Source organism: Actinoplanes sp. NPDC019969, from assembly GCF_055562375.1.
The window spans coordinates 475,130-488,306 of record NZ_JBVHFK010000003.1; the positions used below are offsets into that span (position 1 = coordinate 475,130).

Annotated in this window: 11 protein-coding genes and 1 pseudogene; 5 read left to right on the forward strand and 7 right to left on the reverse strand. The window is 72.3% G+C overall.

The features are described from left to right. Nucleotides 1–5 precede the first annotated feature (5 nt). The 3 genes from ACZ3II_RS12325 to ACZ3II_RS12335 are packed head-to-tail and all read right to left on the reverse strand — an operon-like array spanning nucleotide 6 to nucleotide 3,334. The gene (locus tag ACZ3II_RS12325) at nucleotides 6–1,448 is read right to left on the reverse strand and encodes a multicopper oxidase family protein (RefSeq protein WP_465517683.1); all 1,443 of its coding nucleotides are present in this window, start codon (nucleotides 1,446–1,448) and stop codon (nucleotides 6–8) included. A gap of 30 nt (nucleotides 1,449–1,478) precedes the next feature. Continuing rightward, nucleotides 1,479–2,213, reverse strand: a complete 735-nt coding sequence (locus tag ACZ3II_RS12330) for a response regulator (protein WP_465517684.1) — start codon at nucleotides 2,211–2,213, stop codon at nucleotides 1,479–1,481. Beyond that, on the reverse strand, nucleotides 2,210–3,334 hold the full coding sequence (locus tag ACZ3II_RS12335) for a sensor histidine kinase (protein WP_465517685.1): 1,125 nt from the start codon (nucleotides 3,332–3,334) through the stop codon (nucleotides 2,210–2,212). The genes ACZ3II_RS12330 and ACZ3II_RS12335 overlap by 4 nt, the downstream gene beginning before the upstream one ends. Nucleotides 3,335–3,456: 122 nt before the next feature. Between ACZ3II_RS12335 and ACZ3II_RS12340 the strand changes: the two are divergent. The 3 genes and pseudogenes from ACZ3II_RS12340 to ACZ3II_RS12350 form a co-directional block, all read left to right on the forward strand. Continuing rightward, a pseudogene (locus ACZ3II_RS12340) lies at nucleotides 3,457–3,684 on the forward strand (hypothetical protein); the annotation flags it as partial. Nucleotides 3,685–3,858: 174 nt separating this feature from the next. Next, nucleotides 3,859–4,509, forward strand: a complete 651-nt coding sequence (locus ACZ3II_RS12345; RefSeq protein WP_465517686.1) for a TetR/AcrR family transcriptional regulator — start codon at nucleotides 3,859–3,861, stop codon at nucleotides 4,507–4,509. A 54-nt stretch (nucleotides 4,510–4,563) separates the two neighbouring features. Beyond that, the gene (locus tag ACZ3II_RS12350) at nucleotides 4,564–4,848 is read left to right on the forward strand and encodes a hypothetical protein (RefSeq protein WP_465517687.1); all 285 of its coding nucleotides are present in this window, start codon (nucleotides 4,564–4,566) and stop codon (nucleotides 4,846–4,848) included. On the opposite strand, the gene ACZ3II_RS12355 is transcribed toward ACZ3II_RS12350, so the two are convergent. Continuing rightward, nucleotides 4,831–5,910: a hemolysin family protein gene (locus ACZ3II_RS12355; RefSeq protein WP_465517688.1), complete on the reverse strand. Its 1,080-nt coding sequence runs from the start codon at nucleotides 5,908–5,910 to the stop codon at nucleotides 4,831–4,833. The genes ACZ3II_RS12350 and ACZ3II_RS12355 overlap by 18 nt on opposite strands. Beyond that, the gene (locus ACZ3II_RS12360; protein ID WP_465517689.1) at nucleotides 5,907–7,262 is read right to left on the reverse strand and encodes a hemolysin family protein; all 1,356 of its coding nucleotides are present in this window, start codon (nucleotides 7,260–7,262) and stop codon (nucleotides 5,907–5,909) included. Before ACZ3II_RS12360 ends, ACZ3II_RS12355 begins: the two co-directional genes overlap by 4 nt. Nucleotides 7,263–7,485: 223 nt before the next feature. Here ACZ3II_RS12360 and ACZ3II_RS12365 point away from each other — a divergent pair, with 223 nt between their 5' ends. Both ACZ3II_RS12365 and ACZ3II_RS12370 read left to right on the forward strand, forming a co-directional pair. Then, nucleotides 7,486–7,986 carry a hypothetical protein gene (locus tag ACZ3II_RS12365; protein WP_465517690.1) on the forward strand — a complete coding sequence of 167 codons (501 nt, stop codon included), beginning with the start codon at nucleotides 7,486–7,488 and terminating at the stop codon, nucleotides 7,984–7,986. Nucleotides 7,987–8,021: 35 nt separating this feature from the next. Then, complete coding sequence (locus tag ACZ3II_RS12370; RefSeq protein WP_465517691.1) at nucleotides 8,022–10,916, forward strand: AfsR/SARP family transcriptional regulator; 2,895 nt, start codon at nucleotides 8,022–8,024, stop codon at nucleotides 10,914–10,916. A 178-nt stretch (nucleotides 10,917–11,094) separates the two neighbouring features. On the opposite strand, the gene ACZ3II_RS12375 is transcribed toward ACZ3II_RS12370, so the two are convergent. After that, nucleotides 11,095–11,637 (reverse strand): hypothetical protein, encoded by a 543-nt coding sequence (locus tag ACZ3II_RS12375; protein ID WP_465517692.1) that lies wholly within the window; start codon nucleotides 11,635–11,637, stop codon nucleotides 11,095–11,097. Beyond that, the gene (locus ACZ3II_RS12380) at nucleotides 11,637–13,070 is read right to left on the reverse strand and encodes a DUF1349 domain-containing protein (protein ID WP_465517693.1); all 1,434 of its coding nucleotides are present in this window, start codon (nucleotides 13,068–13,070) and stop codon (nucleotides 11,637–11,639) included. The genes ACZ3II_RS12375 and ACZ3II_RS12380 overlap by 1 nt, the downstream gene beginning before the upstream one ends. Nucleotides 13,071–13,177 lie beyond the last annotated feature (107 nt).

Sequence of the window (13,177 nt, forward strand, 5' to 3'; positions counted from 1 at the left end):
GGGGTTCAGCCGTGGTGCTGGTGGTGGCCGGTGACGACGGTGCCGGGTTCGACGATCACGAACTGGCCCATCATGCCCTTGTCCTCGTGACGCAGCAGATGACAGTGGTACATGTACGGGGTCGACGGGTCGGTGTGCCGCCCGAAGCTGACGAGCAGTCGGGCGCCGGCGTTCTTCGGCAGGAACACGGTGTCCTTCGGCCCGGCCTGGTAGGGCGGTGGTGGGTTGCCGTTGACGTCGAGGATCCGGAAGGACACCTCGTGGATGTGGAAGTTGTGGGCGTACGTCGTGTTGTCGATCTCCCAGATCTCCACCGCACCCGCCGGGACCACCTCGTCGATCCGCGACATGTCCATGTCCCTGCCGTTGATCTCGGAGCCGGACAGGGCGAACCGGCGGATCCGCGCTCCCGGCGGCGGCGTCGCGGCACCCGGCCCGCCGAGCACGGCGGGTAACGCGGGCGACGGCGTGAGCGTCGCCGCGGCGACGATACCGAGCAGGTCGAAGTCGTCCTCCTCGATGTCGTTGGCGGTGTCGCTGGGCTCGCCGCGGCTGTCCAGCAGGACGGTCTCACCGGGGGAGAAGCGGACCACGATCTCCACCCGCTCGCCGGGGCTGATCTTGACGCGGTCCACGGCGGCGGGGCGGTCCAGCAGGCCCGCGTCGCCGGCGACGACGTCGAAGCGGCGGTTGTCGGCGAAACCGATCCGGTAGACGCGGGCGTTGGAGGCGTTGAGCAGGCGGAACCGGACCAGGGTGGTGCGCACCGCAAGGACCGGGCCGGACGTGCCGTTGATCAGGATGGTCGAGCCGAGCATCCCGAAGGTGCCCCGGTCCACTCCGCGGATCTCCAGGGCCCCGTCGCTGTCGATCTCCTTGTCCTGGACGATCAGGGGGATGTCGTCGACCCCGTACGCCGCAGGCAGTTGCGGTCCGTCCGGGTCGTCGATCAGGAAGAGGCCGGCCAGGCCACGGTAGACGTGCTGCGCGGTCCTCTCGTGCAGGTGTGGGTGGAACCAGGACGTCGCCGCGGGCTGGTCGACGGTCCACTCCGGGGTCCAGGTGGCGCCCGGTTCGATCATCTGGTGCGGGCCGCCGTCCATCCGCGCGGGCAGGCGCATGCCGTGCCAGTGCAGCGTGGTGGTCTCGGGCAGCCGGTTCTCGACGACCATCCGGACGCGGTCGCCCCGGGCGGCGCGCACGACCGGGCCGAGGTAGGCGCCGTTGATGCCCCACGTGCCGCCGGTCACCTGGCCGGGCCGGAACTCGGTGCTGCCGCTCTGCAGCGTGAGGGTGAACCTCTTCGCCCCGTCGGGGTCGGTCACCGGCTGCGCGAGCGGCGGAATGCGCAATCGGTTGGTGAAGGTGGGGGCCGGTTCGGAACAGCCGCCGAGAACGGCGCCCGCACCGGTCAGAAATGCCAGGGAGAACAGCGATCTGCGTTTCACGAAAAGAATCGTGGCATTTGCCGTGGTGGTTCAGGAATCGGTTGTCCCCCGGACCGGAAATTGATTCCCGGGAGGTATTCGCGGGATGGCGGGTACATCCCGGGAGGTATGCCAGCCGGGCCGGGCGCGGCCGGTCTCGTACGCCCAGACGACCAGCTGGGCGCGGTCCCGCAGCGCCAGCTTGGTGAGGATCCGGCTCACGTGCGTCTTGGCCGTCGCGTAGCTGATCATCAGCCGGGCGGCGATCTCCTCGTTGGACAGCCCGGCCGCGACCAGGTCGAGGATCTCCAGCTCCCGGGCGGTCAGCGTGCCGGGTTCGGGCACGGGCGGCGGTTTCAGGCGGCCGGCCATCTCGCCGATCAGCCGGCGGGTCACCGACGGGGCGAGCAGGGCGTCGCCGCGGGCCACCACCCGGACCGCGTGGATCAGTTCCGCCGGTTCGATGTCCTTGAGCAGGAAACCGCTGGCCCCGGCACGGATCGCGCCGTACACGTACTCGTCGGACTCGAACGTGGTCAGCATGACCACCCGTACGCCGCAAAGGTCCTCGTCGGCGCAGATCTCCCGGGCCGCGGCGAGCCCGTCGGTCCCCGGCATCCGGATGTCCATCAGGATCACGTCCGGTCGCAGCCGCCGGGCCAGGTCGATGGCCTGCGCGCCGTCGGTGGCCTCCCCGGCGACGGTCATGTCCGGCTCACCGGACAGGATGGTGCGGAAGCCCGCCCGTACCAGAGTCTGATCGTCGGCGAGCGCCAGCGAGATCATTCCGCTCCGTTCCTGTCGAGTGGCAGCCGCGCCGCCACCTGGAAGCCGCCGCCGCTGATGGGCCCGGCCTGAAATGTTCCACCGAGCGAATCGGCCCGTTCCGCCATTCCGCGTAATCCATTGCCCAACATCTCGCGTGTTGAGTTCGGCCGTCCATCGCGCCCGAAATCAACACGCGGTTTGCCTGGATCGGTGACGGTCAGCGACAGGGCGGCGCCGGAGCGGCGGATCTCCACCTCGGCGCGGGAGGCGGTCGAGTGACGGACCGCGTTGGTCAGGGCTTCCTGCACTATTCGGTACGCCGTGAGCTGCACCTCGTCAGGCGGCGACAACCCCGGTTCGATCGTGGCGTGCACGGTCACCCCGGCCGTTTCGGTGCGCGCGAACAGCTCCGGCAGGGCGCCGAGTCCCGGCTGCTCCGGCTCCCGCAACATGCCCAGCACCGACCGCATCTCCCGCAGCGCGTCCCGGCTCGCCTCCCGGACCGCCCGCAGCGCCGCGAACGCCGCGTCCGGCTCGCCGGTGTGCAGGGCCGCGCCGGACTGCACGCTGATCAGCGACAACTGGTGACCGAGGGCGTCGTGCAGCTCACGGGCGATCCGCAGCCGCTCCTCGGTGGCCCGGCGCTGCGCCTCGGCCTCCTGGACGGCCTCGGCCAGCGCCGCCCGCTCCCGGGCCTGCGCGGTCTGCCGGGCCTGCCCGCGCGCGATCTCGCCGAGCACCACCGGCAGCAGCAGCAACGGCACGATCCCGGCCAGCGCGGCCAGTTCGTCACCGCCGTTGAGCAGCGCGAACGCCAGCACGAGCACGGCAGCCGCGCCGATCGCCGGACGTGGCCCGCGGTCCCGGGCCACCGTGTACAGCGCGATCACCAGGGTCAGCGCGACGGGCGCGTCCGGAAAACCCAGCGGGTAGTAGACGAGGGCGGTGCTTGCGGTCAGGGCCAGGACGGCGTACGGCTGCGGGCGCCGGAACCACAGCGCCACGGCCGACGTCACGATCAGCGCCAGGCCGAACGGCAGCAGCGGCCGGGCGGCGTCGTCCGCCGTGGTCAGCGCGGTGCCCACGGTGACCGCGAGCACCCCGGCGATCAGGGCCGCGTCCCCGCGCAAGCGCCACATGCCCCCACTCTAGGACCCGCCGACTTGAGCGACCGCTCAAACCGCGCTATGTTCTCCCGGAATCAGGGATTGAGCGATCGCTCAAAACGGGGGAGGCCGAAGGTGGAACGGATCCGGACGGGATCGGCGAACAAGTGCTGGCCGGGGTGATCGCCCTGTTCGGGGTGGTGTTCTTCGTGCTCACCGTCCGGTCCGGGCGGGCGGACAGCGCCCTGCTGTTCGTCGTGCTGCCGACCGTCGTGGCGGCCGCGCTGGCGCTGCGACCGAGCGGCTCGGCGCACGGCGCGGTGTTCCGGATCACCACCATCGGCCTGTTGCTGGCGGCCGTGGCGTTGCACGAGGGCGCGATCTGACGGTCACGTGGCCGACGGCGTGGGTGCGGTCGCGCGGGGGATGGAGCACACGGGACTGCTGGGGGCGTACCTCAGCTGGCTCCTGCTCCTGCCGGGGTTGAAAGCCCTGGCGCAGCTGGTGACGGACGCGTTGATCGCGGCGCCGCACCCGGTGGGGCAGAATGGGCGGCCATGAGCGACACCAAGCAGCGACTGCTGGACGGCGCCCTCCTCGCGTTGCGGGAGCACGGTGTCACCGGGGTGTCGGCGCGGACCATCGCCGCCGCGGCCGGGGTGAATCAGGCGCTGGTCTTCTACCACTACGGGTCGGTCGACGAGTTGCTCGGCGCGGCGTGTGTGGCCACGACGAAAGAGCGGGTTGCGGCGTACGCGGACCGGTTCGCTGCCGTCGGTTCGCTGCGAGAGTTGCTGCAGGTGGGCCGGGACCTGCACACCGCTGAGCTGGCCGAGGGCAACGTGTCGGTGCTGGCCCAGCTGCTCGCGGCGGCGCAGAGCGGGGAGCGGCTGGCCGGGCCGACCGCGACGGCGCTGACACTGTGGGCCGACGAGATCGAGGCGGTGCTGAACCGGCTGCTGGCGGGCTCGCCGGTGGCCGAGGTGGCGGACATCCCCGGGCTGGCGCGGGCGGTGTCGGCGGCGTTCGTCGGGATCGAGCTGTACGAGGGGGTGGACCGGGACGGCGCGCAGCGGGCGCTCGGGGCCCTGGATCAGCTCGCGGTGCTGATCGAGGTGGTCGACGACCTCGGTCCGCTGGCCCGGCGGGCGCTGCGGGCCCGGGTGCGCAGTCACCTGAAAGAGCGGGAACCGATCGCCGGCTCGTGACGACCAACCACCGTGACAATTCCGGATTTAACGGCATACGTTCCGCATCGCTCGGTGGCGGACGCGGACTTCGAGGGCACCGTCGTGCCCGGCCTGCGGGCTGATTTCTACCGCCGGGCCGACGGGGACCGGGTCGCCTCCGTCGGCCGCTACTCCTACCGCGGCCGGCCGGTGCTGCTGGCCTGGGGCTACGTCGACGAGACGCACTGCAGCCGGCACGCGGTCAACGACCCGGTGCGCGGCTGGCAGGCGCCCGTCGACGGCTGTCCCGGCGTCCGCTTCGACGACGGGTTCGAGGTGCGGCTGCCGGAGGGCGACTGGTTACGCGTGGGAGCGTGACTTCCGGCCGGCCCGCCGGGCCGCGTCGATGACCGGGTCGGTCTCGTCGTCGAACTGGCCGATCACCTGTTCGAGGAGGTCCTCCAGGGCGACCAGGCCGATCACCGTGTCGTCCTCGACGACCAGGGCGACCTGGTTGCGGCCGTGCCGCATCGAGGCGACCGCGTCCAGGACGGTGGTGGCCGCGGGCAGCCGCAGCGCCTCGGCCATCAGCGTCCCGGCGGTGGCGCCGCTGCCGCTGCCCACCGCCTTGGCGGCCTCCCGCACGTGCACGATCCCGGCGATGCCGCCGCCGGCGTCGGTCACCGCCAGCCGGGACCGGCCGGCCTCGGTGCTGCGCAGCTCGACGGTACGGGCGTCGTCGCTCGCCGCCACCGTGACGATGGACGCGGTCGGGACCATCACCTCGCGTACCGTCCGCGACTCCACCCCGAGCATCGCCGTCAGCAGCTCGTGCTCCGCCGCCGGGATGGTGCCGTGCTCCTTGGAGGTCTCCAGCAGCATCCGCAGCTGCTCGGCGCTGTGCACCTGGGCCAGCTCGTCCTGCGGCTCCACCCGGGCCAGCCGCAGCACCCCGTTGGCCAGCCCGTTCAGCGCGGTCAGCACCGGCTTCAGCACGGTGGTGAACCCGACGAACGGAATCGCGAGCAGCGTCGCCGACGTCTCCGGGTGACTGATCGCCCACGACTTCGGGGCCATCTCGCCGACCACCACGTGCAGGAAGCTGACCAGGATCACCGAGAGCAGGAACGCCACCACGTACGCCACGTTCTCCGGCAGCCCGGTGGCGGTGAAGACCGGTTCGAGCAGGTGCGCGACCGCCGGCTTGGCCAGCGCGCCCAGCCCCAGCGTGCACAGCGTGATGCCGAGCTGCGCGCCGGCCAGCATCAGCGACAGCCGCCGGGTGCCGGCCATCGCGGCACGGGCGCCCCGGGAGCCCTCGGCGGCAGCCGTCTCCAGCCGGTGCCGTTTCGCCGCGACCAGCGCGAACTCGGCGGCCACGAAGAAGGCGTTGAACACCAGCAGGAACAGTGAGATCACCAGGGACCAGGTCGCGTTCACTCGTCCACCTCGCCGGTCGTCACTTCACTGATCGCCACGCGCGCGGGCACGTGCCGGTGGACCTCCAGGATCGTCAGCCGGACCGTGCCCTGCGGCACCGGTTCGCCGTCGTCGTCGATCAGCGGCGGCAGTTCCACGTCGACGCTCTCCTTCACGGCGGGCAGCCGGCCGAGCCGTGCCGAGATCAGGCCGGAGACCGTGTCGTACAGCTCGTCCTCGGGCAGGCTGATGCCGGTGCCCTCGGCGACCTCGTCGATCCGGGCGCGGCCGGGAACCGTCCAGGTGCCGTCGTGCTCCTGCTCGATGCCCGGCTCCGGCAGGTCGTCCTCGTCGCGGATCTCACCGACCAGCTCCTCGGCGACGTCCTCGAGGGTGACGATGCCGGCGAAACCGCCGAACTCGTCGACGACCACGGCCATCTGCCGGTGGGTGCTCTTCAGCCGGTCCAGCACCTGCGGGAGCGTGCACGACTCGGGCAGCACCACCGGGGGAGTGGTGAGCGTGCTGACCGGGGTGGTGGAGCGGGCCGACGGCTCCAGGGTGACCACGTCGGCGATCGAGACGATGCCGATCACGTCGTCCAGGCCGTCGCCGATCACCGGGAACCGGGAGTGGCCGGTGTCCAGCAGGTCCACCACCCGGGACGCCGGCTCGGCCGCGCCGACCGCGGTCACGTCCACCCGGGGCCGCATCACCTCGGCGGCGGTACGGGTCCGGAAGTCCAGCCCGTGATCCAGCAGCCGGGCCGCCCGGGCGTCCAGGACCCCGTGCGCGCTGGACGCCTCGATGATCCGGTCCAGGTCCTCGGAGGTGGCGCCCTGCGGCAGCTCCTCGATCGGCTCGATGCCGACGGCCCGCAGCAGCCGGTTGGCGGTGGCGTCGAACAGCCGGATCAGCGGGCCCGCCACGGCCAGGTAGATCATCGTGGAGCGGGACAGCGCCCGGGCCACCGCCTCCGGTTTCGCGATCGCCAGGTTCTTCGGCGCCAGCTCGCCCAGGACCATCTGCACCACTGTCGCGAACAGCAGCGCGATCACCATCGAGATGGTGGCGCTGACCGCCTCCGGCACACCGGCCAGGCCGAGCAGCTCGGCGGTGCCCTCACCGAGGAACGGCTCGGCGACGTAACCGGCGAGCAGGGCCGTCACGGTGATGCCGACCTGGGAGCCGGAGAGCACGAACGAGAGTTTCTGGGTGACCTTCAGCGCCCGGCCGGCGGCGGCGTCACCGGAGTCGGCGAGCACGCGCAGCCGCTCCCGGTCCACCGCCACGTAGGCGAACTCCTGTGCCACGAAGTAACCGGTGGCGGCCGTGAGCAGCACGATCGCCAGGATGCCGATCGCGATCAGCACGTGACGTCCCCCCGAAGAATCCCGATCCCCTGGTTGTTACCCGGGCCGTTGACCACTACACCATCCTTCGTCCGCCACACAGTTGATCAACTGTACCGTCGTGTCTTCCCGTCAAGTCACGATCACATATCACCCTGGGCGGCCGCGGAAACCCGGCAGTCCGGGAGATCGGCACTCTGCTAGCTTTCGATCTCCAACGGGGACGAACATGTAAGGAACGACAGTGCGCATCAGAAGTCTCGGGCTCCTGCTCTCCTCCGTCGTCGTGGTCGCGGCGCTGACCGGATGCGACTCGGCCAAGGACGAGCCCGCTCCGGCCGCCACCACCGCCGCTGCGTCCGGGAACGCCGAGGCGGGAGCCGAGGCGCCGGCGCCGCCGTCGGCAGGGGCGGGCATTCCCGGCGCCGACCCCCTGGCCGACGTCAAGATCTGTGGCGAACTGGCGGCCTCCCTCAAGGCCAACCAGAAGATCATCGACGAAGCCGAGAAGATCGGTCCGCCCGCCGGCCACTCCGCCGCCGGCGCCGCGTACAACGCCGCCGCGTCGGAGATCAGCGCTAAGGCCGTCGGTGCCGGCCCCGACGTCCAGGCCGCGGCCGACAAGGTCCACGACGAGATGCTGGCGCTCGACGAGGCCTGGCAGAAGACGCCGGACAAGGTGCCCGGCAGGACCGCCTTCGACGCGGCGGTCGCCGACCTGAAGAAGGCCTGCTCGACGAAGTAACCGGGAGTCGCGGCCCGGCGAAGGGGGCGAGCACTGTGCGCTACCGGATACTCGGGCCCCTGACCGTCGTCGGCGACGGGCGGCAGGTGGCGGTGACGGCCGGGCGCGACCGCGTCGTGCTCGCGATGATGCTGCTCCACCCCAACCGGATCGTCGGTTTCAGCGAGCTGGTCGAGGCCGTGTGGGGCGAGACGCCACCGGCCACCGCCCGGGGACAGCTGCACACGTGCGTGTCCCGGCTACGGCGGCTGCTCCCCGCCGACGTCATCCTGACGGACCGGGCGGGGTACGGCATCCGCGTCGGCCCCGACGACCTGGACACCCTGGTCTTCGCCCGGCTCGTCGAGACCGCCCGCGCCACCCAGGACGCCGGCACATACCGCCGCGCCCTGGACCTGTGGCACGGCGCGGCCTGCGCCGAGATCGACGCGCCCGGGGTGCGCCAGGCCGCCGCCGCCCTGGAGGAGCAGCACCTGCTGGCGGTCGAGGACTGGGCCGACCTGGAACTCGCCGCCGGCCGGTCCCGGCAGCTGCTCGCCGACCTGACCCCGATGGCCGAGCGGTTCCCGCTGCGGGAGCGGCTGCGCGGGCAGCTGATGCTGGCGCTGCACCGGGCCGGGCGGCAGGCCGACGCGCTCGCCGAATACCGGCGCGCCCGCGACACCCTGCGCGACGAACTCGGCATCGACCCCGGCGCGGCCTTGCAGGCGGTGCACCGGGAGATCCTCAGCGGCGTCCCGGCCGGCGACCCGGGCCTGGTCCGCTGCCTGCCCCGGACGGTCCGCGACTTCACCGGCCGCGACGACCTGGTCCGCCGGCTGCTCAAACGGATCACCGAGGCCGACCCGGCCGAACCGGCGGTCCTCGTCGTCGACGGCATGGCCGGCGCCGGCAAGACCACCCTGGCCCTGCACGTGGCCGCCCTGGCCGGCGACCGCTACCCCGACGCGCACCTCTTCGTCGACCTGCACGGCCACAGCGAACAGGATCCGGTCGACCCGGCGGCGGCCCTGTTCGTGCTGCTGCGCCAGCTCGGCCTGGCCGCCGAGGCGATCCCCGGCGACCTGGTCGGCCGGGTCGGCCTGTGGCGCACCGAAGTGGCCCGCCGCCGGCTGCTGGTCGTCCTCGACAACGCCGCGTCCAGCGCCCAGGTCGCCGACCTGCTGCCCGCCTCCGGCAACAGCCTCGCCCTGGTCACCGGCCGGCGCCGGCTGTCCGGACTGGACGGGGTACGCCCCGAGTCGATGCCGCTGCTCGACGCCGAAGAAGCGGTCACCTTGCTGGAGCGCATCGCCGGCGACCGGGTGCGGGCCGAACCGGAAGCCGCCGCCGAAGTGGTCCGGCGCTGCGGCGGCCTGCCGCTGGCCGTGCGCCTGGCCGGGGCGCGGCTCGCCCAGCGGCCGCACTGGCGGGTCGCCGACCTGGTCCGCCGGCTCGGCGCCGACGCCCTTCCCGAACTGGCTGTCGAGAACCGTACCGTCGTCAGTGCTTTCGCCCTTTCCTACAGCCATCTCAGCGTCCCGGCGCAACGGCTGTTCCGGCTCCTCGGCGTCCACCCCGGCGCCACCCCGGACGCCCCGGCCGCGGCCGCCCTCACCGGACTGCCGCTCGACGACGTCGTCGGCCTGCTCGACGAACTCGTCGACGCGCGCCTGATCGAGGAACCCGAGTTCGGCGTCTACCGGCTGCACGACCTGCTCCGCGAGTACGCGACCGCGCTCCCGACCCCCGAGGTGGACCGGTCCACCGCCGTGCTCGGCGTGCTCAACCTGGAGACCCACGCCCTGGTCGCCAGCGTGTCCTCCGCGCTGCGGTCGATGGTGGAACGCGACCTGAAAGGCCTGCCGCTGCTGCGGCCCGACCTGGTCGCGGCGATCACCGAGCCCAGCGCCCGCCTGGAACGGCACCGCCGGGACCTGCTCGCGTTCCTCGACGCGGCGGTCCGCGCCGGATACCCGCAGTACGCCTGGTGGATCCCACGGGCCGCCTGGTACCAGCTGTACTACCGCGGCTACAACGACGACGTGGCCGCACTCAACGAACGCGGCCTCGCCGTCGCGGAGGAACACGGCGACGACGAGGGCGTGGCGCAGATGGCCAACTATGTGGCGTCGGCGCACTACCGGACCGGCGCCTACGAGAAGGCGTTCCACTACCTGCAGGTCAGCCTGCGGATCCGGGAACGGCAGAAGGACCTCAAGTCGATCGCCCGCACCAAAGGCAACCTGGCCAGCATCCACATCTCGATGGGCCGGTTCGCCGACGCCGTCGAGGTGGCCCGGGACAGCATCGCCCTCGGCAACCTGACCGGGCTGCGGGCGGTGCAGCCGGTCACCATGCAGATGTCACTGGCCTACCAGCGGCTCGGCCGGTGGCGGGAGGCGCTGCGGGCCGACCGGCTGGCGCTGCTCGGCACGCTCGGGCAGGACGACGAGCACTTCGAGGCCGGCACCCTGCTCTACATCCAGCGCAGCAAACGGCGGCTCGGGCTGCTGACCGCGCCGGACGCCCAGAGGTACGTGGAGATCGCCCTGCGGATCGCGGTGCGCCTCGGCCTCACCCCGTTCGAGCAGGAGGTCCGCACCGAACTCGGCGTGGTCCTGGCCGAACAGGGCCGGTTCGAGGAGGCGCTCGCCCAGCACCGGACCGCCGTCGAGGTGGCCGCCCGGACCCGGGGCATGCGCTTCGAGGCGGACTTCCTCAACGACTACGCGGCCACGCTGCGCCTGTCCGGCGATCTTCCGGCGGCGCGTGAGGTGTACGAGCGGGCTCTCGCCGTCGGCCACGACTGGCGCAGCCCGTACGCCATCGCCTGCGCGACCGCCGGCCTGGCCGACTGCACGGACGACCCCGCCGAGGCCGTGCGGCTGCACCAGGCCGCCGCCACCATGTTCACCGAGATGGGCGTAACCAGAAGTCCCCCCACGTGACGCGCCGCAACGCGATCTCGAACCACACGGTCCGTGCGTCCCCGTGAACGCCGTGCCGCGCCGTTCCATGCCGTGTCGCCGCACCACGCCACGCCGCACCACGCCGCACCGCACCGCGACGTGCCTTGAACGGTGCAACCGGGCGGCCCGGCGAGGGCGCGGCGTTTTGGTGATGCGCTCAGGCGTCGCGGCGGAGGAACAGCAAGCCGCCGGCCAGCAGGCTCGCGGCGGTGTACCCGGCCAGGACGGCTGGGCCGCCGGTCATCGGGGCGACGTCCCGGATACCGGTCGCGGCCCGAGCGGACATCGGCACCAGCAGGGTGACCAGGTAGGGCCCGTAGAGGGCGGCGACCACGACACCGAGCGCCGCACCGGCGTGCCGGACCGTCGCGGCCACCCCGAGACTCAACAGCCCGACCAGCACGACATGCCGGACCGCCCCGGGCGCCGCCGCCACCACGAGCCCGGCGGCCGGGACCGCGGCGACCACGGCGGCTTTCGCGGCGAGCACCAGGTGCCGCCGTGGCTCCATCGCGAAGGTCACCCGGATCAGGCCCGGCTGGTACTCGCCGCAGACCACCAGCACGGCCAGCACCACCGTGGCCACCTGGGTGATCTCCAGCCGAACCCCGGCCGCCAGCCCGGCGATCAGAGCCGCCATCACACACAGCCCGGCCGGCAGCGTCCGCACCTTGGTCCACTCCGCCCACACCGCCCGCATCACACGTCTCTCCGGCGCAGGAGCCAGAACGCTGCGGCCAGCGTCGCGGCCGTCCAGGCGGCGAGCACCGCGAAGCCGGTCCACGCGCCGGTCACCGCGGCTGTCGACACCGGGCTCAGCTCGATGGTCTGCAGGATCGACAGGCCGGCGAGTGGGGTGGCGCGGCCGATGAACGCGTACGCCTCCGGTGACGTGGCGCCCGCGATCGTCGGCACGATCACCAGGACCGCAAGCAGCACGATCACCGTGCCGGCGGTGTGCCGAACGATCGTCCCGACGGCCAGGCTGAACAGGGCGATCAAGGCCAGGAACGACGCCGCCCCGACGATCGCCCGGATCACCGCCGGATCAGTGATCGACGACTCCGGGTAGACCGGTGGCCCGAAACCGCGGGCCCGTTGCATCGGCCGCGTGATCAGGTAGGCCGGGGCCGCAGCCGCCAGCCCGGTCACGAACACCACCCCGAACAGCACGATCGCCTTGGCAGCCAGCACCGCGCTCCGGCCGGGATGGGCGACGAAGGTGGTACGGATCGTCCGCGTCCGGAACTCGGCGGTGATGAACAGGGCCCCCAGCGCGAGGGCGCCGACCAGCCCGAACTGCACGCCGATCAGACCACCGCGGACCGGATCCATGTCGGTGACGTTGATGCCGCCCATCCCGGCCGCCCCGATGTCGCCGCTGCCGGTCACCGTCACCGAGCCGTCCGCCCCCCATCGACTGCCCCCGGCGAGCGCCGGCCCAGCGGCCACACCCTCGCCGATGGCACTCCCGTCATCGGGCTGCGCCACATCGGTGTCCCGCCAGTTCCCGGCCCGGGCGACATCGGCATCCTGCCCGTATCCGCTCGAGGCGATGTCAGTGAAGGTGGCCTCCCCGAGAACCGCCTCGTAGCTGCGTCCGCCCGCATGCGGCACCGGCGGTGAGCCGACGAACAGCCCGGCTTGGCTGCCGTTCGGAAGGTTCACGGTGCCGACGGTGGTCCACGCGACGCCGTCGGCGGATTCGTAGCCGGTCACCCGCTGACCGGCCCGGGTCAGCCGCAGCCACCGTGGCCCGGTCGCGTCCGGGCTGGCGAGCTCGGTCTGCGCGCTGCCCTGCAACAGCACACCGTGGCCCGGCGTCACCATGATCGCGGCATATGGGGAGCCGCTTCCAGTACCCGACTTGATCATCAAGCCGGCCTTCGCCCACGGGCTGGTGTCCTTCTGCACCGCCACCCGGGCGGTCAGTGTCCCGTCGCCCGGCATCGGTTGATGCGTGAAGTGGAACTGGTCCACCCACAGCCGCTGCCCGTTGACCTCCGACCGGCCCAGCGTGGCAGCGGTCAGGCTCAGCAGCATCGTCAGCCCGAACAGGGCCAGCAGCGCGAGCCCGGTGCTCGGCACCGACCGCAGCTTGACCCACTCGGCCGGCAACGCCCGCCGGATCATGCCGTGTCCGCCCGGTGTATCCGGCGGGTCCTCGTGTGAGGGGCGTGCGGGCGGCTCTCGGAATGGTTGATCATGCGGCACCTGTCCGGTGTCCTCGTTCGGCCGGT